The organism is Pseudomonas sp. 5Vm1k (genome assembly GCF_056161485.1).
This window is the reverse complement of sequence record NZ_JBSPCZ010000003.1, coordinates 186,827-209,083: the sequence shown is the minus strand read 5'-3', so window position 1 is coordinate 209,083 and position 22,257 is coordinate 186,827. Positions and strand designations below refer to the sequence as shown.

The 22,257-nt window shown below is 60.3% G+C and carries 20 protein-coding genes; 8 read left to right on the top strand and 12 right to left on the bottom strand.

From position 1 onward, the window contains the following. Nucleotides 1-137: 137 nt before the first annotated feature. The 3 genes from dapE to ACWIKB_RS07415 all read left to right on the top strand — a co-directional run bounded on the left by dapE (nt 138) and on the right by ACWIKB_RS07415 (nt 2,559). A complete protein-coding gene (gene dapE / locus ACWIKB_RS07425) occupies nt 138-1,289 on the top strand; it encodes a succinyl-diaminopimelate desuccinylase (RefSeq protein ID WP_475266013.1) in 1,152 nt (383 codons plus the stop codon). After that, complete coding sequence (locus ACWIKB_RS07420; protein WP_290024817.1) at nt 1,289-2,098, top strand: putative RNA methyltransferase; 810 nt, start codon at nt 1,289-1,291, stop codon at nt 2,096-2,098. The genes dapE and ACWIKB_RS07420 overlap by 1 nt, the downstream gene beginning before the upstream one ends. 83 nt (nt 2,099-2,181) lie before the next feature. Further along, the gene (locus tag ACWIKB_RS07415) at nt 2,182-2,559 is read left to right on the top strand and encodes a hypothetical protein (RefSeq protein ID WP_109628193.1); all 378 of its coding nucleotides are present in this window, start codon (nt 2,182-2,184) and stop codon (nt 2,557-2,559) included. A 120-nt stretch (nt 2,560-2,679) separates the two neighbouring features. Here the strand turns inward: ACWIKB_RS07415 and ACWIKB_RS07410 are convergent, their stop codons facing one another. Beyond that, complete coding sequence (locus ACWIKB_RS07410; RefSeq protein ID WP_010462862.1) at nt 2,680-2,889, bottom strand: cold-shock protein; 210 nt, start codon at nt 2,887-2,889, stop codon at nt 2,680-2,682. Nucleotides 2,890-3,055: 166 nt separating this feature from the next. On the opposite strand from ACWIKB_RS07410, the gene plsB reads away from it, so the two are divergent. The 3 genes from plsB (at nt 3,056) to ACWIKB_RS07395 (ending at nt 6,791) form a co-directional block, all read left to right on the top strand. Continuing rightward, nucleotides 3,056-5,557 (top strand): glycerol-3-phosphate 1-O-acyltransferase PlsB, encoded by a 2,502-nt coding sequence (plsB, locus tag ACWIKB_RS07405; protein WP_475266012.1) that lies wholly within the window; start codon nt 3,056-3,058, stop codon nt 5,555-5,557. A 117-nt stretch (nt 5,558-5,674) separates the two neighbouring features. Next, nucleotides 5,675-6,073, top strand: a complete 399-nt coding sequence (locus tag ACWIKB_RS07400; RefSeq protein WP_475266011.1) for a YbaY family lipoprotein — start codon at nt 5,675-5,677, stop codon at nt 6,071-6,073. Nucleotides 6,074-6,101: 28 nt separating this feature from the next. Beyond that, a complete protein-coding gene (locus ACWIKB_RS07395; protein WP_475266010.1) occupies nt 6,102-6,791 on the top strand; it encodes a DUF4197 domain-containing protein in 690 nt (229 codons plus the stop codon). 50 nt (nt 6,792-6,841) lie between these two features. Here ACWIKB_RS07395 and ACWIKB_RS07390 read toward each other — a convergent pair whose 3' ends face one another. The 3 genes from ACWIKB_RS07390 to ACWIKB_RS07380 form a co-directional block, all read right to left on the bottom strand. After that, nucleotides 6,842-7,990, bottom strand: coding sequence for a Fic family protein (locus ACWIKB_RS07390; protein ID WP_475266009.1), 1,149 nt, complete (start codon nt 7,988-7,990; stop codon nt 6,842-6,844). Nucleotides 7,991-8,210: 220 nt separating this feature from the next. Beyond that, nucleotides 8,211-11,282, bottom strand: coding sequence for an efflux RND transporter permease subunit (locus ACWIKB_RS07385; protein WP_475266008.1), 3,072 nt, complete (start codon nt 11,280-11,282; stop codon nt 8,211-8,213). Between the two features lie 6 nt (nt 11,283-11,288). Continuing rightward, nucleotides 11,289-12,389 (bottom strand): efflux RND transporter periplasmic adaptor subunit, encoded by a 1,101-nt coding sequence (locus ACWIKB_RS07380; protein ID WP_475266007.1) that lies wholly within the window; start codon nt 12,387-12,389, stop codon nt 11,289-11,291. Nucleotides 12,390-12,483: 94 nt separating this feature from the next. On the opposite strand from ACWIKB_RS07380, the gene ACWIKB_RS07375 reads away from it, so the two are divergent. Further along, a complete protein-coding gene (locus ACWIKB_RS07375; protein ID WP_475266006.1) occupies nt 12,484-13,128 on the top strand; it encodes a TetR/AcrR family transcriptional regulator in 645 nt (214 codons plus the stop codon). A 108-nt stretch (nt 13,129-13,236) separates the two neighbouring features. Here ACWIKB_RS07375 and ACWIKB_RS07370 read toward each other — a convergent pair whose 3' ends face one another. Further along, the gene (locus tag ACWIKB_RS07370; protein ID WP_475266005.1) at nt 13,237-14,019 is read right to left on the bottom strand and encodes a class I SAM-dependent methyltransferase; all 783 of its coding nucleotides are present in this window, start codon (nt 14,017-14,019) and stop codon (nt 13,237-13,239) included. Nucleotides 14,020-14,113: 94 nt separating this feature from the next. Here ACWIKB_RS07370 and ACWIKB_RS07365 point away from each other — a divergent pair, with 94 nt between their 5' ends. After that, a complete protein-coding gene (locus ACWIKB_RS07365) occupies nt 14,114-14,734 on the top strand; it encodes an energy transducer TonB (RefSeq protein ID WP_475266004.1) in 621 nt (206 codons plus the stop codon). A gap of 14 nt (nt 14,735-14,748) precedes the next feature. Here ACWIKB_RS07365 and ACWIKB_RS07360 read toward each other — a convergent pair whose 3' ends face one another. From ACWIKB_RS07360 to ppc, 7 genes are all read right to left on the bottom strand, one after another. Continuing rightward, on the bottom strand, nt 14,749-15,444 hold the full coding sequence (locus tag ACWIKB_RS07360) for an extensin-like domain-containing protein (RefSeq protein WP_475266003.1): 696 nt from the start codon (nt 15,442-15,444) through the stop codon (nt 14,749-14,751). A gap of 2 nt (nt 15,445-15,446) precedes the next feature. Further along, entirely contained in the window at nt 15,447-16,268 is an 822-nt protein-coding gene (locus ACWIKB_RS07355) for an isocitrate lyase/PEP mutase family protein (RefSeq protein WP_475266002.1), read from the bottom strand. A gap of 32 nt (nt 16,269-16,300) precedes the next feature. After that, nucleotides 16,301-17,161 carry a DUF72 domain-containing protein gene (locus ACWIKB_RS07350; protein WP_475266001.1) on the bottom strand — a complete coding sequence of 287 codons (861 nt, stop codon included), beginning with the start codon at nt 17,159-17,161 and terminating at the stop codon, nt 16,301-16,303. Beyond that, entirely contained in the window at nt 17,161-17,469 is a 309-nt protein-coding gene (locus tag ACWIKB_RS07345; RefSeq protein ID WP_123597044.1) for a hypothetical protein, read from the bottom strand. Before ACWIKB_RS07345 ends, ACWIKB_RS07350 begins: the two co-directional genes overlap by 1 nt. A gap of 292 nt (nt 17,470-17,761) precedes the next feature. Next, a complete protein-coding gene (tsaB, locus tag ACWIKB_RS07340) occupies nt 17,762-18,436 on the bottom strand; it encodes a tRNA (adenosine(37)-N6)-threonylcarbamoyltransferase complex dimerization subunit type 1 TsaB (RefSeq protein ID WP_475266000.1) in 675 nt (224 codons plus the stop codon). A gap of 93 nt (nt 18,437-18,529) precedes the next feature. Continuing rightward, entirely contained in the window at nt 18,530-19,177 is a 648-nt protein-coding gene (gene adk, locus ACWIKB_RS07335) for an adenylate kinase (RefSeq protein ID WP_054047246.1), read from the bottom strand. A 288-nt stretch (nt 19,178-19,465) separates the two neighbouring features. Further along, entirely contained in the window at nt 19,466-22,096 is a 2,631-nt protein-coding gene (gene ppc, locus ACWIKB_RS07330) for a phosphoenolpyruvate carboxylase (protein ID WP_475265999.1), read from the bottom strand. Nucleotides 22,097-22,257 lie beyond the last annotated feature (161 nt).

Here is a 22,257-nt window from a genome sequence, read left to right as displayed (position 1 = left end):
TGCCTTAGTGGCCCGACCTAATACCTGTGGGAGCGAGCCTGCTCGCGAAGAGTCCGTCACATTCAACCTTTATGGTGACTGTCAGACCGCTTTCGCGAGCAGGCTCGCTCCTACATTTTCAGCTTCCGGAGTTTTCCATGACGGCCCACGCCGACCTTTCGCCGACCCTTCAACTCGCCATTGACCTGATCCGCCGTCCGTCCGTGACGCCGGTCGACGCCGATTGCCAGAAGCAGATGATGCAGCGCCTGGGCGATGCCGGTTTCCAACTGGAACCGATGCGCATCGAAGATGTGGATAACTTCTGGGCCACTCACGGCAAACACGACGGTCCGGTGCTGTGCTTCGCCGGTCACACCGACGTGGTCCCGACCGGTCCGGTCACCGCTTGGCAGATCGAGCCGTTCAACGCCGTCATCGATGAACACGGCATGCTCTGCGGCCGTGGCGCCGCCGACATGAAAGGCAGCTTGGCGTCGATGACGGTGGCCGCCGAGCGTTTTGTCGCCGACTACCCGGATCACAAGGGCAAGGTTGCTTTCCTGATCACCAGCGATGAAGAAGGCCCGGCACACCACGGCACCAAGGCTGTGATCGAACGCCTCGCCGCGCGCAAGGAGCGTCTGGACTGGTGCATCGTCGGCGAACCGTCGAGCACCACCCTGGTCGGTGACGTGGTCAAGAACGGTCGTCGCGGTTCCCTCGGCGCCAAGCTGACCGTACGCGGTATTCAGGGCCACGTGGCCTACCCACACCTGGCGAAGAACCCGATCCACCTCGCTGCCCCGGCGCTGGCCGAACTGGCCGCCGAGCATTGGGACCACGGCAACGATTTCTTCCCGCCGACCAGTTTCCAGATTTCCAACGTGAACTCCGGCACTGGCGCGACCAACGTGATTCCGGGTGATCTGGTGGCGGTGTTCAACTTCCGCTTCTCTACCGAATCCACCGTTGAAGGCCTGCAAAAACGCGTCGCCGACATTCTCGACAAGCATGGCCTGGACTGGCACGTGGATTGGGCGCTGTCGGGCCTGCCGTTCCTCACCGAACCGGGCGCCCTGCTGGATGCTGTTGCATCGAGCATCAAGGACATCACCGGTCGCGAAACCAAGGCGTCCACCAGTGGCGGTACGTCCGACGGTCGTTTCATCGCGACTATGGGCACCCAGGTGGTTGAGCTGGGGCCGGTCAACGCGACGATTCACCAGGTCAACGAGCGTGTGCTGGCCGCCGACCTCGACGTGCTGACCGAAATCTACTACCAGACCCTGATCAAGTTGCTCGCCTGATGCTTGCCTGCCCGATCTGCAGCGAACCGCTTAACGCGGTGGACAACGGCGTGGCCTGCCCCGCCGGGCATCGTTTCGACCGCGCGCGCCAGGGTTACCTGAACCTGCTGCCGGTGCAGCACAAGAACAGCCGCGACCCTGGGGATAACCTGGCGATGGTCGAGGCCCGACGCGACTTCTTGAACGCCGGCCATTACGCGCCGGTGGCCAAGCGCCTGGCGGAGTTGGCGGCGCAGTACGCGCCCCAGCGCTGGCTCGATATCGGTTGTGGCGAGGGTTACTACACCGCGCAAATCGCCGAAGCCTTGCCGAATGCCGATGGTTACGCATTGGATATTTCCCGGGAAGCGGTCAAACGCGCCTGCAAGCGTAATCCGCAGCTGACTTGGTTGATCGCCAGTATGGCGCGGGTGCCATTGGCGTCCGGCAGCTGCCAGTTTCTGGCGAGCGTTTTCAGCCCGCTGGACTGGGAAGAAGCCAAACGCCTGCTCAGCCCTGGCGGCGGCTTGATGAAAGTCGGGCCGACCAGCGGCCATCTGATGGAATTGCGCGAAAGCCTGTATGACGAAGTGCGCGAATACACCGACGACAAGCACCTGGCCCTGGTGCCGGAAGGCATGGCGCTGGCGCACAGCGAAACCCTGGAATTCAAACTGACGCTGGCAAGCGGTCAGGATCGTGCCAACCTGTTGGCCATGACGCCCCACGGCTGGCGCGCCAGTGCCGAACGCCGGGCAGCGGTCATCGAGCAGGTCGAGCCGTTCGAGGTCACCGTGTCGATGCGCTACGATTATTTCGTACTTCAATAAACCCTAATTTTTTGGCCTTTAGCAATCGCTTGAGGCCGGCTAAATCCGCGAATGGATTTTTCAAGACCGCAGTGAGGACATCCATGCGCCAACCCGATATCGAGATTTACCTGAAAGACGCCGACGTCGACTACAAAGCCGTCGCAGATTGGCTTAGCGAGGCGTTGGGCCAGTGCAGTGAATGGGTCAAGAAGGGCCAGACCTACAAGTGCAAGGCCGGCAACGTGCCGGTGACCTGGCTGCCGAAAGCCGTCGGCAAATGGAACAGCCTGTTCCTGGACAGCGACCAGACCCCGTGGGAAGACGACATCGCCTGCGCCCGCGCAGCCTTTGCCGCGCTGAACGTCGAAGTGCGTTGCGCGCCGGGAACGTGGGTCGAGGAAGAAGGCGAAGAAACCGCCGATCGCTGGATGCGCATCAGCGCTGATGGTGAAGAAGAGATCACCTGGAAAACCGTATAAGACCAGCAACACCACAAACCTGTAGGAGCGAGGCTTGCCCGCGAAGCTTTTAGCGCCAGTGATGACGCCTTCGCGGGCAAGCCTCGCTCCTACGGGTCATGCGTGATCCGGGGATCGGGTTTACAGACCTACAACATCCTCAGCCTGCAACCCCTTCTCGCCCGTCACCACGGCGTATTCAACCTGCTGGCCTTCAGCCAGCGAACGGTGGCCTTCGCCGCGGATCGCGCGGTAATGCACGAACACGTCCACCCCGTCCTCGCGTTGAATGAAGCCGTAGCCCTTGGCGTCGTTGAACCACTTCACATTGCCGGTCTCGCGCGTAGCCATGTCTCGTTACCCCCTTGTTTTTATTTTGAGCGGTCGAGTATATGACAGCCGCTAAAACTCTCAACTCAAGTTTACTTGCCCGCTTTTTTGCCGATTTTCGGCGAATACGGCACACTATCGGCCGCCCGAGCATTTGCTCGGTTTTATTCACTCACGCAGAAGCCGTATGACCCGCTCCCCGTTCCGTCGTCTTGTGTTTGGCACCCTGCGCCGACTGTTGTACCTCTGGGTTCGCTCGGAGACGATCAACCAGTCGTCCTTTACCCTCAACCTCGACCGCAGCCGTCCGGTGTTCTACGTCCTGCAAAATCCTTCGCTGACCGACCTGGCCGTGGTCGACACCGAGTGCACCAAGGCCGGTCTGCCGCGCCCGGTGCTGCCGGTGTCGGTGGGTAATCTGCTGGAGCCCGCCGCGTTCTTTTACCTGACACCGGAGCCCGACTGGCTCGGCCGCCAGGACAAACGCGGCGCACCGCCAACCCTGACCCGTCTGGTCAGCGCCTTGAGCCAGAACGCCGCCGAAGATGCGCAGATCATCCCGGTCAGCGTGTTCTGGGGTCAGTCGCCGGACAGCGAGTCGAGCCCGTGGAAGCTGTTGTTCGCCGATAGCTGGGCGGTCACCGGGCGTCTGCGCCGCTTACTCAGCATCATCGTGCTGGGGCGCAAGACCCGCGTGCAGTTCTCGGCGCCGATCCATCTGCGTGAGCTGATCGAGCACAACAAGGGCCACGAGCGCACCGTGCGCATGGCCCAGCGAATTCTGCGGGTGCACTTCCGCAACCTCAAAGCCGCAGTGATCGGCCCGGACATTTCCCACCGTCGCAACCTGGTCAAGGGCCTGCTCAATCAGCCACTGGTCAAGCAAGCGATCCTCGATGAAGCCGAGCGCGAGAACATCTCCCCGGAAAAAGCCAAGGCCCAGGCCCTGCGCTACGGCAACGAGATCGCCTCGGACTACACCTACACCGCGATCCGTTTCCTGGAAGTGGTGCTGAGCTGGTTCTGGAACAAGATTTACGACGGGATCAAGGTCAACCATATCGAAGGCGTGCAGAAAGTCGCCCAGGGTCACGAAGTGATCTATGTGCCTTGCCATCGCAGCCACATCGATTACCTGCTGCTCTCGTACCTGCTGTTTCGCAACGGCCTGACCCCGCCGCACATCGCCGCCGGGATCAACCTGAACATGCCGGTAATCGGCAGCCTGCTGCGCCGTGGCGGCGCGTTTTTCATGCGCCGTACCTTCAAGGGCAACCCGCTGTACACCTCGGTGTTCAACGAATACCTGCACACCTTGTTCACCAAAGGCTTTCCGGTCGAATACTTCGTCGAGGGCGGCCGTTCCCGCACCGGGCGCATGCTGCAACCGAAAACCGGAATGCTGGCAATCACCCTGCGCAGTTTCCTGCGTTCGTCGCGCATGCCCATCGTCTTCATCCCGGTGTACATCGGTTATGAGCGCGTACTCGAAGGCCGGACCTACCTCGGCGAACTGCGCGGCGCGAGCAAGAAGAAAGAATCGATCTTCGACATCTTCAAAGTCATCGGCGCCCTCAAGCAGCGCTTCGGCCAGGTGGCGGTGAACTTCGGCGAGCCGATCAAACTGGCGGAATTCCTCGACAGCGAACAGCCAGACTGGCGCTCCCAGGAACTCGGCCCGCAATTCAAACCGGCGTGGCTCAACGAAACCACCAACCGCCTCGGCGAGAAAGTCGCGCAGCATTTGAACGAAGCGGCGGCGATCAACCCGGTCAACCTGGTGGCCCTGGCGTTACTGTCCACCAGCCGTTTGGCTCTCGATGATCGCGCGATGGCGCGGGTGCTGGATTTGTATCTGGCGCTGTTGCGCAAAGTGCCGTACTCCCCACACACCACATTGCCGGAAGGTGACGGTCGGGCGTTGATCGAGCATGTGAAGGACATGGACCTGCTGTCCGAACAGAGCGATGCCTTGGGCAAGATTCTGTATCTGGACGAGCAAAACGCCGTCCTGATGACCTACTACCGCAACAACGTGCTGCACATTTTTGCCTTGCCGGCGCTGTTGGCGAGTTTCTTCCAGAGTGCGTCGCGCATGAGCCGCGAACAGATCCTGCGCTACACCCGCGCGCTGTATCCGTACCTGCAATCGGAGCTGTTCATTCGCTGGTCCATGGATGAGCTGGAGGGCGTGGTCGATCAGTGGCTCGAAGCCTTTGTCGAGCAAGGCCTGCTGCGATTCGAGAACGACGTGTATCTGCGTCCGGCACCGAGTTCGCGACATTTCGTGCTGCTGACGCTGCTGTCAAAAAGCATCGCCCAGACCCTGCAACGCTTCTATATGACCGTTTCCCTGCTGCTCAACAGCGGCCAGAACAGCATCAGCGCCGAAGAACTGGAAGACCTGTGCACGGTCATGGCCCAGCGCCTGTCGATCCTCCATGGCCTGAACGCCCCAGAGTTCTTCGACAAGAGCCTGTTCCGCCACTTCATCCAGACCATGCTCGATCTGGACGTGCTCAAGCGCGATGAAGCCGGCAAGCTGAGCTATCACGAACTGCTCGGCGAACTGGCCGAAGGCGCGGCCAAGCGTGTACTGCCGGCGGAGATCCGTTTGTCGATCCGTCAGGTGGCGCTGCATCGCAGTGAAGATGCGGCGGATCAGGTCGCCACACAGCCCGAGGCTTGATGCAATTCCCTGTGGGAGCGGGCTTGCTCGCGAAGTCGGTGTGTCAGACGACAGAGATGTTGAATGTTAAACCGCCTTCGCGAGCAAGCCCGCTCCCACATTGACTGGAGATCTGCGATGAAAAAACTCTCTCTACTAGCCCTGACCGCATTGCTGGGAGCCTGCCAATCCATGCACCCTTCAGCCAAAACCAGCCTCGACGGCGAAGTGTTCTACCTGCAACGCATCGCTCTGCCGCCGAGCGCAATCTTGAGCGTCAGCCTGCAGGACATATCCCTGGCCGACGCGCCAGCCGTCGTCCTCGACGAACAGAAAGGCCCGGTCAAAGGCCAAGTGCCGTTGCCATTCCATCTGAGCTACGATCCGGCACAGGTCAAACCCGGCCATCGCTATTCGGTCAGCGCACGCATTGAAGTGAACGGTGAACTGATGTTCATCACCACCGAAAACCATGCAGTGCAACTCGATGGCAACGATCCGCAGCCGCTGAAAGTCCGCGTCGACGCCGTCCGTTAATTTCCCTTATTCGTACAAGGAAGCCGCCATGTTCCGCCCTACCCTTCGCTTCGCCGGCCTGTGCGCAGGTTTGATGATTTCTGCCAGTGCCATGGCCCTGTCGCTCAGCGACCTGTCGCAAAACGACGCCACCGGCGGCCTCAAGGACGCCCTGACCCAAGGTGCACAACTGGCCGTTAAACAACTCGGCACGCCGGGCGGCTTCAGCAACAACCCGGACGTGAAGATCGAACTGCCGGGCAAACTGGGCAAAGTCGCGAAAAAGATGAAGCAGTTCGGGATGGGCGACCAAGTCGATCAGCTGGAAACCAGCATGAACAAAGCGGCTGAAACCGCCGTGACCCAGGCCCAGCCGATCCTCGTCGATGCCGTGAAAAAAATGAGCGTGTCCGACGCCAAGGGCATCCTCAGCGGTGGCAAAGACTCGGCCACTCAGTACCTGGATAAATCCAGCCGCGAACAGATCCGCGCCAAGTTCCTGCCAATCGTAAAACAAGCCACCGACCAGGTCGGTTTGGCCAAACAATACAACTCGTTCGCCGGCCAAGCTGCGACACTGGGTGTGGTGGACGCGAAAAGCGCCAACATCGAAAGCTACGTGACTGAGCAGGCATTGAACGGTTTGTTCGAGATGATCGGCAAGCAAGAAGAAACCATCCGCCAAAACCCGGCGGCTGCGGCGACCAGCCTCGCGAAGAAAGTCTTCGGCACGCTCTAAGCTCAAACATAAAACCCTGTGGGAGCGGGCTTGCTCGCGAAAGCGGTGTATCAGTCAACGTTGATATCGACTGGTACACTGCCTTCGCGAGCAGGCTCGCTCCTACAGTAAGTCAGGCTTTTGCGGTAGACCTCGGTAAAGCCAGTCACCGCCCTCAAAACGACCGAACACTGGAAATCGATGAAGTAAGTCAAGTCCAGGTCATCGGCTTCGGTGTGCAGATACGAGCGTCCATATTTCACCGGTGCGTTGCGCAGCAGTGTGCTGATGGCGATGTAGCGAAAGGCCGAAAAATCATTTTTGAACATGAACCAGTAAAACAGCGCTCGGGCGACGCGGCCGTTGCCGTCGCGAAACGGATGCTCGTAGCCCAGGGCAAAATGTAGCGCGATGGCTTTGATCAAGGGATGAACATAATCCCCGTGGAAGGGGTCGTTGTGGGCTTGGTTGATCCACTTCGTCAACGCATCCAAGCGCAACGCCAGCCCCACTGCGGGAGGCGGTGTGTGAACGGTGTTGCCCTCGCCGTCCTGCACCACCACATCATCTTTGACCCTGAAAGTTCCGGGACTGTATTGCGCGTCGTCGATGCCTTCGACGCCCACGCAATGGATCGCGGCGATCAATTCGACGCTCAAGGGCCGGTCACGCATTTCCCAGGCGAAATTCATCATCTTGTAATTGCCGATGACCATTCGCTCATCCGGCGTGCGCGGCAGGCGCTTGCGCTTGAGCATGTCCTTGGCCACCCGCGTGGTGGTGGCAGCGCCTTCCAGTTGGCTGCTGCTGATGGCTTCGTCTTCGATCAGGTCATTGAGCAGATAGCTGAAATGCGCGTGCTCACCAATCTGGCTACTCATGTACGCCAACGCTGCAGTCGTCGCCTGTCGGTCGACGGTAGATATCGCGATTTGTGCGACCGGTGTCAGCACGAAATTGCTCCATTGGATCGGCTCACCCAATGGCAGCAGGTTTGCGTATTGGGCGGTGCGGGCCTTTTTGACCAGTGCCCAACAGAGACGGGGATCCAGGCCCGGCGCCCAGCGATGGCGCAAGTCATCAAATGGAAGGTAACGGCCCTGACCGTCCAGAGGCTTTAGCAGTACGAGGTAATCCGAAAGGCGTTCTTTGTGCGGCGATTGCGCCAGCAGGTCAAACACAGGGTCGGACCTGCCTCTCAGCGCAGGGGGCTTTTTCATTACGACTGCCTCAAGAACTCATCAAAACCGAGTCTGGAGTACAGCATTCAGCCCTCTGCGACTCAATATCAGAGCATTCTGAAATATTTGTAGGAAATCTAATGTGGGAGCGGGCTTGCTCGCGAAAGCGGTGTATCAGTCAACGTTGATATCGACTGGTACACCGCATTCGCGAGCAAGCCCGCTCCCACAAAAGTAGGTGGCCCGACGGCCGCCCGGTTCACGCTGGGTCTTTTTTGATCCGGAACCACGCCGCATACAGCGCCGGCAGGAACAGCAACGTCAACGCCGTCGCCACGATCAATCCGCCCATGATCGCCACCGCCATCGGCCCGAAGAACACGCTGCGCGACAGCGGGATCATCGCCAGCACGGCGGCGAGTGCCGTCAACACGATTGGCCGGAATCGGCGCACCGTGGCTTCGATAATCGCTTGCCACGGCTTGAGGCCGGCGGCGATGTCTTGCTCGATCTGGTCCACCAGGATCACCGAGTTGCGCATGATCATCCCGGACAAGGCGATGGTCCCGAGCATGGCGACAAAGCCGAACGGCTGGCGGAACACCATCAGGAACAGGGTCACGCCGATCAAGCCCAATGGCGCTGTCAGGAATACCATCGCCGTGCGTGAGAAACTGCGCAGTTGCAGCATCAGCAACGTCAGCACCACGACGATGAACAGCGGCACGCCGGCCTTCACCGAGTTCTGTCCGCGAGCCGAATCCTCCACGGTGCCGCCGACTTCCAGCAAGTAGCCGTCCGGCAGTTCGGCGCGAATCGGGTCGAGGGTCGGCATGATCTGCTGCACCAGGGTCGCCGGCTGCTCCTTGCCGTAGATGTCGGCGCGAATCGTCACGTTGGGCAGGCGATTGCGGTGCCAGATGATGCCTTCTTCGAAGCCATATTCCAGGGTCGCAATCTGCGACAGCGCGACGCTTTTGCCGTTGTCGGTGGGCACCGCCAGGCTCGGCAGCAGCGACAGTTCGGTGCGTTCATGCACGGTGCCGCGCAGCAGGATTTCGATCAACTCGTTGTCTTCGCGATACTGACTGACGCTGGAACCGGTCAGGGAGCTTTGCAAAAACTTCGAGAGGTTGGCGGTGCTCACGCCGAGCGCGCGGGCGCGGTCCTGATCAACGTTCAGGTACACGACTTTGCTCGGTTCTTCCCAGTCCAGATGGACGTTGACCACGTGGGGATTCTCGCGAACTTTCTCCGCGACTTTTCGCGCCAGAGCCCGGACTTCTTCGATGTGTTCACCGGTCACGCGGAACTGCACCGGGTAGCCAACCGGCGGGCCGTTTTCCAAACGCGTAACCCGCGAGCGCAGGGCCGGAAATTGTTCGTTGAGGGTTTCGATCAGCCAGGTGCGCAGGGTTTCGCGCTCCTCGATGGTCTTGGCCAGGACGACAAACTGGGCGAAGCTCGCGGCAGGAAGTTGCTGATCCAGCGGTAGGTAAAAGCGCGGCGAGCCGGTGCCGACGTAAGCCACATAGTTATCGATGCCGGCGTGGTCCTTCAGCAGACCTTCAAGGCGTTTAACCTCGTCGGTGGTGTTGCTCAAGGACGCGCCTTCGGCCAGTTTCAGATCGACCATCAATTCCAGACGGCCCGAGGCCGGGAAGAATTGCTGCGGCACGAAGCGGAACAGGAAGATGGAGCCAATGAACAACACAACGGTCAATACGATCACGGTCTTGCGCCAGCGCACGCACCATTCGACCAAGCGCCGAACGCGTTGATAGAACGGCGTGCCGTAGGGGTCGGGCTGACCGCCAGTAGTGCCGTGTTTGGCGGCGTGAATCTTCGCCAGGTCCGGTAGGAGTTTTTCCCCCAGGTACGGCACAAACACCACGGCGGCAATCCACGAGGCCAGCAGTGCGATAGTCACCACCTGGAAGATCGAACGGGTGTATTCACCCGTGCCCGATTGCGCGGTGGCAATCGGCAGGAAACCGGCTGCGGTGATCAGCGTGCCGGTGAGCATCGGGAACGCGGTGCTGGTCCAGGCGAAACTCGCGGCTTTGATCCGATCGAAACCCTGCTCCATTTTGATCGCCATCATTTCCACGGCGATGATCGCGTCGTCCACCAGCAAGCCCAAGGCCAGAACCAGTGCGCCGAGGGAAATCTTGTGCAGGCCAATTCCCAAGTAATACATGCAGGCGAACGTCATCGCCAACACCAGCGGAATGGCCAGCGCCACCACCATGCCGGTGCGTACGCCGAGGGAGAAAAAGCTCACCAGCAACACAATCGCAAGGGCTTCCACCAGCACCTGGACGAATTCACCGACACCGGTTTTCACCGCAGCAGGCTGGTCCGAAACCTTGCGCAGTTGCATGCCGGCGGGGAGGTTTTTCTGGATGCGGTCGAACTCGACTTCCAGGGCCTTGCCAAGCACCAGAATGTCACCGCCGTCCTTCATCGCTACGGCCAGACCGATGGCGTCTTCAGCCATGAAGCGCATGCGGGGCGCCGGTGGATCGTTGAAACCGCGACGCACGTCCGCCACATCTGCGATGCGGAACGTACGATCACCGACCCGGATCGGGAAGGCCTTGATCTGATCGACCGTCTGAAAATTCCCCGAGACCCGTAGCTGCAATCGCTCGCTGCTGGTTTCGAAGAATCCGGCAGTGGACACTGCGTTCTGCTCTTCAAGCGCCTGCTGCACGGCGGCCAGCGGCAAGCCGAGGGTGGCGAGCTTGACGTTGGACAGTTCGATCCAGATCTTCTCGTCCTGCAGACCGAGCAGATCGACCTTGCCCACGTCCTTGACCCGCTGCAACTGAATCTGGATGCGGTCGGCGTAATCCTTGAGCACCGCGTAGTCAAAGCCGTCGCCAGTCAGCGCGTAGATATTGCCGAACGTCGTGCCGAATTCATCGTTGAAAAACGGCCCTTGAATGCCCGGCGGCAGGGTCTGGCGGATATCGCTGATCTTCTTGCGAACCTGATACCAGAGCTCCGGGATCTGCGCCGAGTGCATCGAATCCCGAGCCATGAATGTCACTTGGGATTCCCCCGGACGGGAGAACGAGACGATGCGCTCGTACTCGCCGGTTTCCATCAGCTTCTTTTCAATGCGCTCGGTGACCTGGCGCGAGACTTCCTGGGCCGTGGCCCCCGGCCAGTTGGTGCGAATCACCATGGCCTTGAAGGTGAACGGCGGGTCTTCGCTTTGGCCGAGTTTGGTGTAGGAAAGCGCGCCGACGATTGCCAGCAAGAGCATCAGGAACAGTACGATCTGGCGATTGCGCAGCGCCCATTCGGAAAGATTGAAACCCATCGGGGATTACTCCTTGTCCGCCAGATTGACCACGCGGTTGGAGCGATCCACCGGGCGCACTTGCTGCCCGTCATGAAGCACATGAACGCCGGCGGCCACCACCCAGTCGCTGGCGTTCAACCCTTCGAGTACCGGCACGGTTTTCTCACCGAAGGCACCGACCCGGACCGGGACTTTCTTCAACGTGTTGTTGGCGCCGACCACCCACACATAAGTGGCACCGTTTTCGGCGGTAACCGCCGAGAGCGGCACGGCCAGCGATACTACGGCGGCGGACTGGATAAACACCCGGGCACTCTGGCCGAGTTCGGCAGGGACTTTGCCGGAAGTGAAGGCAATACGCGCCGCGAAGGTCCGGGATTTGGGATCGGCGGCGGGCGAAAGTTCGCGAATGCGCCCGGCAAAACGTTGATCAGGCTGGGTCCAGAGTTCCACCGACACCGGTTGATCGACCTTGAAACGACCGAAGCTTTGCTCCGGCAGGCTGATCAACACTTCGCGCTCGCCATCGGTGGCGAGGGTAAACACAGTTTGCCCGGCAGCCACCACTTGGCCGACTTCCACCGCGCGCTTGGCGACCACGCCATCCTGAGGCGCACGCAGCACCGCGTAGCTCGCCTGATTGGTCGAGACATTGAATTCGGCTTTGATTTGTTTGAGGCGCGCTTCACCGGATCGGTAAAGGTTTTCGGAATTGTCGTACGCAGACTTGCTCACCATCTGACGGTCCATCAGCGTCTTGTAGCGATCCCGCTCGGCGCGAACCAGGTTCAGATTGGCTTCGGCAGCGGTGACTTGAGCGCGGGTAGCCTCCAGTTGCAGGCGCACATCCTGGGGATCGAGCTCGGCCAAGGGTTGATCGGCCTTGACCCGCTGGCCTTCCTCGACCAGTCGTCGGCTGACTTTACCGCCAATGCGGAACGCCAGATCCGGCTCATAACGGGCGCGGACTTCGCCGGGATAGCTTTCCATCGCCTGGGCCGAAGGCTCTGGCTGCACCACCATGGCCGGGCGCACGCTGACTTGCGGCGCCTCTTCGTGACCGCACGCCGACAATAAAAAAGCCAGGCTGACTGGCAACGCGAGGGGCAAGGCATAGCGGAACATGGTGAAGGACCTTTCGCTAATGGTGCTTGGAATAATTATACTGGCCAGTATGTTATTAATAGCAAACTCACCAGTCCAGTATTAAAAGCGAATAATGTCGAACAATCTTTCAGCATCCAATGGTCCGGGCCGCCCCAAGGATCTGGCCAAGCGCCAAGCCATCCTCGATGCGGCGAAAATTCTGTTTCTGAGTAATGGCTATGCCAGCACCAGCATGGATGCCGTGGCGGCCGAGGCCGGGGTGTCCAAGTTGACGGTCTACAGCCATTTCAACGACAAGGAGACGCTGTTCTCCGCTGCCGTGGTGGCCAAGTGCGAAGAGCAATTGCCGCCGCTGTTTTTTGAATTACCGGACGGCATTGCGGTGGAAACGGTGCTGTTGAACATTGCTCGCGGCTTTCATCAACTGGTCAATAGCGACGAATCGGTGAACCTTCATCGCTTGATGATCAGCTTGGGCAGCCAGGACCCGAAGCTATCGCTGATCTTCTTCGAGGCCGGGCCGGAGCGCATGTTGAATGGCATGGAGCGGTTGTTGAGCAGGATTGATCAGACCGGCGTATTGAGCATCGATAAACCGCGCAATGCCGCCGGGCATTTCTTCTGCCTGCTCAAGGGAGCGGGGAATTTTCGGTTGTTGTATGGCTGCGGCGACCCATTGACCGGGGATGCGGCCGAGGAACATGTGCTTGAAGTGGTGGGGTTGTTTATGCGGGCTTATCGGCCTGAGACAGCCTGAGAGATTGCCGGTGTTTGATAGGACGCCTTCGCGGGCAAACCACGCTCCAACGGGGTTAGCGCACAACCTGTAGGAGCGAGGCTTGCCCGCGAAGGCAGCGCCTCGGTCTTAGGGCTTAAGCGCCTTCTTCGGATAAATGTCATACCGACTGGATTTGCCATCCAGCGCATGACTCGGCTTCGGCCCGTCAATGCACGGCGCCTTGCGCGGGCGCTTGACCACCACCCGGTGGCTGGCCAGGGCCAGCGCCGCTTCAAGCAAGGCCGGTGCATCCGGGTCATCGCCCACCAGCGGGCGGAACAGGCGCATTTCCTTCTTCACCAGGGCGGTTTTCTCACGGTGCGGGAACATCGGGTCGAGGTAGATCACCTGCGGCGGCTCGCCTTCCCAATTGCGCATGACTTCAATCGAATTGCCCTTGAGCAAGCGCATCCGCGCCACGATCGGCGCCACGTCGAAATCTTCGGCGCCACGGGCCAGTCCATCTTCCAGCAAGGCGCCGATCAGCGGCTGACGTTCGATCAGGCTTATCTCACAGCCCAGACTGGCCAGCACAAATGCATCCTTGCCCAGCCCCGCCGTGGCATCCAGCACCCGTGGGCGTACGCCTTGGGCGATGCCGACAGCCTTGGCGATCATCTGCCCCGTGCCGCCGCCGAACAACCGACGATGAGCGGCACCACCCTCGACGAAGTCCACTCGCACCGGCCCCGGCGCATCAGGCCCCAGTTGTTGCAGCTGCAAACCCTGCTCGCCCACCTGCAAGGCAAACTCGCCGTCATCCACCTGCAGGGGCAAGCCCAGGCGTTCGGCCCATTGCTCGGCCTGTGGCTGAAACGCCGGGGCCGAAGCCTCGACATGGATGCGGCAGGCCGCGGGTTGATCAATCATGGGAAAAGGTGCTCAAAAAATTAATGATCGGCAGAAAACGTCCGATAACAAAACTATCGAGCATTTTGCCAGAGCTGAGCGTCGACCGAGAAAAATGTCAGACATTCAAACCACATCCGTAGGCTACATATCGCGTCATGGCGATTATGGCCTGCGAAACTCCCAAGCACTGAGCGGCGTCAGTCACCTGTGGCAAGATTTTTTTGCTCAGGCCCTGGCCGAACAGTCGAGTGATGTGGTGCCTGCGTGCGGGACCTTTCCACCGGTTGATCTGGAAAGCCCGGTCGAGCCGACCGTTGGCAGCGAGCTCTACGCGCACATCGTGTCCCAGCGTGAATGCGATGTGACAGAAACCCAGGTCAAACCGCCAGAGCCGCTGTTCCTGCCGATTGCCGAGTTCGAAATGGACCTGGCTGACAAACCTTTCCCGCCGTTCCCGCCGGAAGAAATCGTCGCCCAACAGCAACAGCAGAACTTCGAAAGCGGCTGGGTGCGCCCGATCGTGCTCACCGCTGGTCAACCAGTACCTGAAGCCGGCCCTGCACCGCAGCCGCGTCCGCTGCACCTGCCAATTGCCGAGTTTGAACTGCATCTGCTGGACAAACCGTTCCCGCCGTTCTCGCCCGAAGAACTGGTGGAGCAACAGAAGCAACTCGATTTCGATAACGGCTGGGCACGCCCGATCGTTCTGCAGAACCTGCGCATCGCCGCCTGATCCCTCAGAATCTCTCAGCGACACACCCACCACGGCCCCACATCCAGATGAAAGTGATTGCGATGGGCGGCGTTGTAGTCCGGGCTCAACACCACACTAAACATGTCGCAGGCGCCGTCGCGGACCTGGCGTAGAAACCGCGCATCCTGATTATCCTTGGGCCAATCCTTGAGCACATTGATGGTTCGACCATCCGCCAGACGAAAACCGGCGATATCCAACGCATTGGCGCTGGCGTGCTGGCTGCGAGCGCCGTTCTCGCGGTTGTACATGTTGCGGCAGGCGAAACTGCCAAGATGATCAACCCGCGTCACGGCCTGGCCGTAAACCGCCTGTGACGCTGGTTGCAGGGCGTGGCGTTCGAACAGGGCGAACGCCACCGCCAACGAGCAACTGGCGAGGAAACTGCTGCTCAGGGCCACCTCGCCGCCTTGTACGCGTACGGTGTTGGTCAACGGGCAGACAGCATCCGGGCTATCGGATTGGTGCGTAACGCGCAAACCGGAACTGCTCAGGGCTTGATCGCATAACTGCGGGTCATCGCGCAGGCGCATCAGTTTGTAGCGGGTCAGCAGGTTGGGCGCGGCGCTGACGTCCAGCGGCGCCCAGGGATTCCACTGCGCAGGCACGGGAATCCAGCCGCGCCAGACGCTCAGTCCCGCCGCCCCAATCATCAACAACACCAGCAGCAATCCCTTGGCAAACCGCATCGTCAGCCTTTGAAAAACTGATTGGCCTTCGCGTACGACATGGAGCGCGATGTAAAGCTGAAGGTGCCAGACGTCTTGATCTCTTCAGCCGCGCGGAAGAACTCGCCATACGCCGCCAGGGCCAGCGCCGAACCGACGCTGATGCGCTTGACGCCCATTTCGCTCAGTTGCTCGACCGTCAATTTGAGCCCGCCGGACATCAACACATTGACCGGTTTCGGTGCCACGGCACGGACCACCGCCAACACGTCGTCGGCACTGCGCAGACCCGGCGCATAAAGCACATCGGCGCCAGCTTCGGAGAACGCTTGCAAGCGGCGGATGGTGTCGGCCAGGTCAGGATTACCGTGCAAAAAGTTCTCGGCACGGGCCGTCAGCATAAAAGGGAATGGCAGGCTGCGAGCTGCTTTCACGGCGGCTTCGACACGCGCTACGGCATGTTCGAAGCAGTAGATCGGCGCCTCTTCACGACCGGTGGCATCTTCAATCGAGCCACCGACAGCGCCCGCCTCTGCTGCGCGCAAAATACTCTGGGCGCATTCGACCGGATCATCAGCGAAACCGTTTTCCAGATCGACAGCGACAGGCAGATCAGTCGCCGCGACAATCGCCCGAACGTTGGCCAGGGTGTCGTCCAGCGACAGTCCGCCATCGGGGCGAGCATTGGAAAAAGCATAACCGGCACTGGTGGTCGCCAGCGCCTCGAAACCCAGGCTGGCGAGCATTTTCGCCGAGCCGGCGTCCCACGGGTTGGGAATCACAAAAGCCCCCGCGCGTTCATGCAGTGCTTTGAACGCCTGGGCTCGAAGGGTTTGCGCATCCATTGGCAGGCTCCTGAAAAGAGGAAGAATCCACCTCAGAGCAGGCCAAGTTGCTCCGCGGCGGGTTCTCTGTATAGCTCAGGCAGCGGCGGCAAGCCAGGCAAACGCAGCATCAGTTGTGCGTGGAAACGTTGCGCCAGTTTCGCCGCCAGCAAGTTGTCGGCGGTGTGCAGGAAAATATAAGGCGTACGACCCTCCTCGATCCACCCGGCGATTTTCTCGACCCAGGGCACCAGGAATGGGTCATTGGCCTCCAGTTGTGGATGGCCGATAAAACGCACCTGCGGACATTGCGTAAACGCTGCCGGACGGGTGGGTACGTTGGGCTTTTTCGATTGGGCGTGGAGCACCGAGGGATCGGTCGAGATACAACTGAACAGCGCGCGCGGATCGAGGCAGATACGCTCGACGCCTCGATCCAGTAGCAGGCGATTGAGCATGCGCTCGGCATCGCCCTTGGCGAAAAACTCGCTGTGCCGCACTTCGACCGCCAATGGTCGGTCCACGGCGTCGATAAAACCAGCCAGCTCTGACAGTCGCTGCGGGGTGAAGCTTTTCGACAATTGCAGCCAGACCGGCGACACCCGTTCGCCGAGTGGACTGAGCAATTGCAGGAAGGTTTCGGCAGCGGTCAGTTGTTCGCGCAGGTCGCCGCCGTGGCTGATGTCGCCGGGGAACTTGGCGGTAAAGCGAAAATGTTCGGGCATGGTCTCAGCCCAGCGCTGCACAGTGGATGCAGCCGGGCTCGCGTAGAAGGTGGTATTGCCTTCAACGGCGTTGAACACTTGGGAATAGAGATTAAGGAATTCGGCGGGCTTGGCGTCTTGCGGGTAGAGATAGTCGCGCCAGGCGTTTTCACTCCAGGACGGGCAACCGAGGTAGTAAGGCAGCAACATCAGATGTACAGGTCGAGGCCCAGCACATCGGCATCCCAATCGACAAAACCGGCGGTGCTCAGGTAACTGGCCAGGGCCATCGCTACGCTTTTGCTCATGGCGCGGTGGTAAATCATGTCTTGCTGACGGGCGGGGAGATTGCTCAAGCGTTGTGCGGAGGCTTTGGCAGCGCGGGCGGCCAATTGCTCTTCGGTCGGGATTTCCAGCTCGCCGTCGATGTCATCGACGGACTCATCCAGCGCGATATTGCCTTTGCGAGGCTTTCGCTTGATGGGGTAAGACTGAGAGGAAAGGCCGTCTATACGCATAAGTGCATGCTCGGTATCAGTGATGGCAGTTTAGTGGCGCACAAGCCACTTCGCAAACTGTCGAGTGATAACTAGAACACATAAAAGGAAAAAGGTTTAAAGCTGGGGGTTAGAAACTGACGATTGGCGATATCCGTCAGATCGCTTTCGCGGGCAAGCCTCGCTCCTACAGGGGTTAGCGCGAGTCCTGTGGGAGCGGGCTTGCTCGCGAAGGCTGCGTGTCAGTCAATAATGATGTCGCCTGACACTACGCCTTCGCGAGCAAGCCCGCTCCCACATGGGGTCGCTTTGATCAGCGTGCTTTCGGGGTCGCAACCTTGTCGCGCAGATAAACCGGCTGCGCCTCATCCGCCACAATCGCCTCGCCCCGCTCCCAGGCAAACCGCGCCAGGGTCAGCAGGTCTTCAGCATGGGGCAACATCCCCGCATCCTGGCCGATCAGGCTGACGCCTATACGCTCGGCGTACCCCCAACCAGTGCCCGCGCCAAACCATTCGCCACTGGCATCCGCCGGCAACGCTGCCACTTCCGGTGGCAACACAGCTTCATTACCGACAAGGCGCATCTCACCTGCCGTTTCGCGGTAGCAACCCCAATACACTTCGTCCATCCGCGCATCGATGGCCGCCGCGACCTGACTCACACCGTGTTCACGATAGGCGCGCTGGGCCAGCACGGCGAGGTTCGATACCGGCAATACCGGGCGTTCCAGGGCAAATGCCAAACCTTGCACCACACCGATGGCGATCCGCACACCGGTAAAAGCCCCCGGCCCACGCCCGAATGCAATGGCGTCCACCGCTTGCAGGGTGGTCCCGGCGTCGGCCAGCAGTTGCTGGATCATCGGCAATAGCTTTTGCGCGTGCAGGCGCGGGATCACCTCGTAATGGCTCGTAACCTTGCCGTCATGCAGCAAGGCAACGGAGCAAGCTTCAGTCGCGGTGTCCAGGGCCAGCAAGGTGCTCATCGATGTTTCCGTAAGAGAGGTCAGAAAAAGTGCGCCAGTATAAACAACTACGGCCCGCAAGCGGGCCGTAGAAGATGAAGCGTTTCAGACTTTTCAGTTCAGCGCTTCAAGCACCTTGCCGGTGATCGCTTCAACCGAGCCAACACCTTCGATGTGGCTGTACTTCGGTTTGCCCTGAGCGGTGGACAGTTCCTGGTAGAACTTCACCAGCGGCTCGGTCTGAGCATGGTAGACCGACAGACGATGACGCACGGTTTCTTCGGTATCGTCTTTGCGCTGCACCAGTTCATCACCGGTGATGTCGTCTTTACCGGCAATTTTCGGCGGGTTGTAGACGATGTGGTACACGCGACCAGAAGCCTCGTGCACACGGCGACCGGCGATACGCTGGACGATGTCTTCGTCTTTGACGTCGATTTCGACCACGTGGTCCAGCTCGACGCCGGCTTTCACCAGGGCTTCAGCCTGGGGAATGGTGCGCGGGAAACCGTCGAACAGGAAACCGTTGGCGCAATCAGCCTGGCTGATGCGCTCTTTAACCAGATTGATGATCAGGTCATCGGAGACCAGACCACCGCTGTCCATGACGCTCTTGGCGATCAGGCCCAGCTCGGTGCCGGCCTTGACCGCTGCACGCAGCATGTCGCCAGTGGAGATTTGCGGAATGCCGAATTTCTCGGTGATGAACTTAGCCTGAGTACCTTTACCGGCCCCGGGAGCTCCCAGCAGAATGACGCGCATCGATGTGCTCCTCAATTTTTTATATAGATAACGTCAGATTCGCCTCGTGGGGCCAATCTCAAAAATAGGGTCGTGGCCGCCCAAACGGCCAAAGGCTGATCAAGATACACAGCAGGCCCTGACCACACAAGCCGCCGAAAGTCGGAGAAACCCGCGCCGGTTGTGACCTTTGGACGGGGTACCCCAAGTCGCAACCCCGTCATTAACTGTCGCCTGCCAGACCTTTTTGGCCCTTCGCCTACAGGCACCGGGCGCAAGTGCCAAGTGCCCGAACCCAAGAGGAAAACCTTAGCCGGTATTTCGCAAACCGGCGGCAATCCCCGCCACAGACACCAGCAGCGCCTGTTCTACCGGGCTGCCCTGCGCCACTTCCTGTTGCCGCGAACGGGCCAACAACTCGGCCTGCAATAGATGAAGCGGGTCGAGGTAGGTGTTGCGCAGGCGAATGAATTCCAGGGTATCTGGGCTATGTGCCAGTAGCTGCGACTGACCGGTCAGCCCAAGGACCACTGCGCAGGCCTGCGACAATAGGTCGCGTAAATGCGCACCCAAAGGAAGCAAATCGGGCTCCACCAGCCGTTCATCGTAAGACTGGGCGATGTCCGCGTCGGCCTTGGCCAGGACCATTTCCAGCATGTCGATGCGGGTACGGAAGAATGGCCATTGCTCGCGCATCTGACCCAGCAACTCACCTTCGCCACGTTCCAGCGCCTTGCTCAGGGCCGCTTCCCAGCCTAGCCAGGCCGGCAGCATCAGGCGCGTCTGGGTCCAGCCGAAGATCCACGGAATGGCGCGCAGGCTTTCAATCCCGCCGGCGCGACGCTTGGCCGGGCGGCTGCCCAGCGGCAGACGACCGAGTTCCTGTTCCGGCGTCGACTGACGGAAATACTCAACGAACTGCGGATTTTCCCGCACCACGGCGCGGTAAGCCTTGACGCCGTCGGCGGCCAATTCGTCCATCAAATGGCGCCACGCAGGCTCTGGCGGTGGTGGCGGGAGCAAGGTCGCTTCGAGCACCGCGGCTAAGTACAGATTGAGGTTTTGCTCGGCGATGTCCGGCAGGCCGAATTTGAAACGGATCATTTCCCCCTGCTCGGTGGTGCGGAAACGCCCGGCCACCGAACCTGGCGGCTGCGACAGAATCGCCGCGTGAGCCGGACCGCCGCCACGACCCACGGTGCCACCGCGACCGTGGAACAACAGCAATTCCACTTGTTGTTCGCGGCAGATATCCACCAAGCGTTCCTGGGCCCGATACTGCGCCCAGGCGGCCGCCGTGGTGCCGGCGTCCTTGGCCGAGTCGGAATAGCCGATCATCACTTCCTGTGGCCCTTGCAGGCGCGCGCGATAGCCCGGCAGCAGCAACAGTTTTTCAATCACCGGGCCGGCGTTATCGAGGTCGGCGAGGGTTTCGAACAACGGCACCACACGCATTGGCCGCAGCACGCCGGCCTCTTTCAGCAGCAATTGCACGGCCAGCACATCGGAAGCCGCGCCAGCCATGGAAATCACGTAAGAGCCGAGGGATGCCCCCGGTGCTGCGGCAATTTCCCGGCAGGTCGCCAACACTTCGGCAGTGTCGGCGGACGGTTTGAAATACGCCGGCAACAAGGGTCGGCGGTTGTTCTGTTCACGCATCAGGAAGGCGATGCGCTCTTCCTCGCTCCAGTCTTCGTAGCGACCGAGTCCCAGATAGTCAGTGATTTCGGTCATGGCGGCGGTGTGCCGGGACGAATCCTGACGCACATCGAGGCGCACCAGGAACAAGCCGAAGGTCACCGCCCGACGCAGGCAATCAAGCAGCGGACCGTCAGCGATCACGCCCATGCCGCACTCATGCAACGAGTTGAAACACAGCTCCAGCGGATCGAGCAGGTCGCGGTTGTTTTGCAGCACATCGGCCGGTGCCGGTGTGGTCTTCGTCAACGAAGCGTGGGCCCAATTACGAGTCGCGCGCAGGCGTTCACGGAGTTGTTTGAGCACCGCGCGATAAGGCTCGGCGCTGTCGCCGGCCTTGGCTTTCAACGCTTCGCTGGCCTGCTGCATCGACAACTCGGCGGCCAGGTGATCGACATCGCGCAAGTACAAGTCAGCGGCCATCCAGCGCGCCAGCAACAGCACTTCGCGGGTGACGGACGCCGTGACATTCGGGTTGCCGTCGCGGTCGCCGCCCATCCACGACGCAAAACGAATCGGCGCCGCCTCCAGTGGCAAACGCAGGCCCGTCGCGGCGTGTAGCGCTTGGTCGGCCTTGCGCAGGTAATTGGGGATTGCTTGCCACAGCGAATGCTCGATCACCGCAAAGCCCCATTTGGCTTCGTCAACCGGCGTCGGGCGGGTGCGGCGGATTTCTTCGGTGTGCCAGGCTTCGGCGATCAGGCGCTGCAATTTCGCCTGGATCTGCTCGCGTTCGGCGGTGGTCAGGTCACGGTGATCCTGAGCGGCCAGTTGTGCGGCGATGGCGTCGTATTTCTGGATAAGCGTGCGGCGTGCGACTTCGGTCGGGTGCGCGGTCAGCACCAATTCGATTTCCAGCCGACCGAGTTGCCGGGCCAGGGATTCGGCGCTGTGGCCTTCGGCGCGCAGGCGCGCGAGCAGTTCCGGCAGCACCCGGGCTTCAAATGGCGCGGGCTGCGACTCTTCGCGGCGGTGAATCAGCTGATATTGCTCGGCGATATTGGCCAGGTTGAGAAACTGGTTGAACGCCCGCGCCACCGGCAGCAACTCGTCTTCGCTCAACTGGTTGAGGCTGGCGCTCAGTTCGGCGTCCATCGAACCACGACGGTCGGCCTTGGCGCCTTTGCGGATCTGCTCGATCTTGTCGAGAAAACCGTCCCCGTACTGTTCACGAATGGTGTTGCCCAACAGTTCACCCAACAGGTGAACGTCCTCGCGCAAGCGTGCATCAATATCAGTCATCAGCAGTTCTCCAGCAAAAATCCGGGTGACTTTAGTGCCATGCATTGAAGGTAGAGAGTGCCGTCGTAAAGCGCTTCTTACAAGCAAACGACGAAGGGACTTTAAACCTTAGGCGATAAAGCTAGTCTCAACAGTAGGCCGTACAACGGCTTACCGGCAGC

Bases quoted from the DNA above. Each gene is read 5' to 3' on its own strand.
- adk (WP_054047246.1), bottom strand. From the start codon at position 19,177: ATGCGCGTCATTCTGCTGGGAGCTCCCGGGGCCGGTAAAGGTACTCAG.
- ACWIKB_RS07385 (WP_475266008.1), bottom strand. From the start codon at position 11,282: ATGGGTTTCAATCTTTCCGAATGGGCGCTGCGCAATCGCCAGATCGTA.
- plsB (WP_475266012.1), top strand. From the start codon at position 3,056: ATGACCCGCTCCCCGTTCCGTCGTCTTGTGTTTGGCACCCTGCGCCGA.
- ACWIKB_RS07375 (WP_475266006.1), top strand. From the start codon at position 12,484: ATGTCGAACAATCTTTCAGCATCCAATGGTCCGGGCCGCCCCAAGGAT.
- ACWIKB_RS07420 (WP_290024817.1), top strand. From the start codon at position 1,289: ATGCTTGCCTGCCCGATCTGCAGCGAACCGCTTAACGCGGTGGACAAC.
- ACWIKB_RS07345 (WP_123597044.1), bottom strand. From the start codon at position 17,469: ATGCGTATAGACGGCCTTTCCTCTCAGTCTTACCCCATCAAGCGAAAG.
- ACWIKB_RS07365 (WP_475266004.1), top strand. From the start codon at position 14,114: ATGTCAGACATTCAAACCACATCCGTAGGCTACATATCGCGTCATGGC.
- ACWIKB_RS07370 (WP_475266005.1), bottom strand. From the start codon at position 14,019: ATGATTGATCAACCCGCGGCCTGCCGCATCCATGTCGAGGCTTCGGCC.
- tsaB (WP_475266000.1), bottom strand. From the start codon at position 18,436: ATGAGCACCTTGCTGGCCCTGGACACCGCGACTGAAGCTTGCTCCGTT.
- dapE (WP_475266013.1), top strand. From the start codon at position 138: ATGACGGCCCACGCCGACCTTTCGCCGACCCTTCAACTCGCCATTGAC.
- ACWIKB_RS07350 (WP_475266001.1), bottom strand. From the start codon at position 17,161: ATGTTGCTGCCTTACTACCTCGGTTGCCCGTCCTGGAGTGAAAACGCC.
- ACWIKB_RS07390 (WP_475266009.1), bottom strand. From the start codon at position 7,990: ATGAAAAAGCCCCCTGCGCTGAGAGGCAGGTCCGACCCTGTGTTTGAC.
- ACWIKB_RS07395 (WP_475266010.1), top strand. From the start codon at position 6,102: ATGTTCCGCCCTACCCTTCGCTTCGCCGGCCTGTGCGCAGGTTTGATG.
- ACWIKB_RS07355 (WP_475266002.1), bottom strand. From the start codon at position 16,268: ATGGATGCGCAAACCCTTCGAGCCCAGGCGTTCAAAGCACTGCATGAA.
- ACWIKB_RS07400 (WP_475266011.1), top strand. From the start codon at position 5,675: ATGAAAAAACTCTCTCTACTAGCCCTGACCGCATTGCTGGGAGCCTGC.
- ACWIKB_RS07415 (WP_109628193.1), top strand. From the start codon at position 2,182: ATGCGCCAACCCGATATCGAGATTTACCTGAAAGACGCCGACGTCGAC.
- ppc (WP_475265999.1), bottom strand. From the start codon at position 22,096: ATGACTGATATTGATGCACGCTTGCGCGAGGACGTTCACCTGTTGGGT.
- ACWIKB_RS07380 (WP_475266007.1), bottom strand. From the start codon at position 12,389: ATGTTCCGCTATGCCTTGCCCCTCGCGTTGCCAGTCAGCCTGGCTTTT.
- ACWIKB_RS07410 (WP_010462862.1), bottom strand. From the start codon at position 2,889: ATGGCTACGCGCGAGACCGGCAATGTGAAGTGGTTCAACGACGCCAAG.
- ACWIKB_RS07360 (WP_475266003.1), bottom strand. From the start codon at position 15,444: ATGCGGTTTGCCAAGGGATTGCTGCTGGTGTTGTTGATGATTGGGGCG.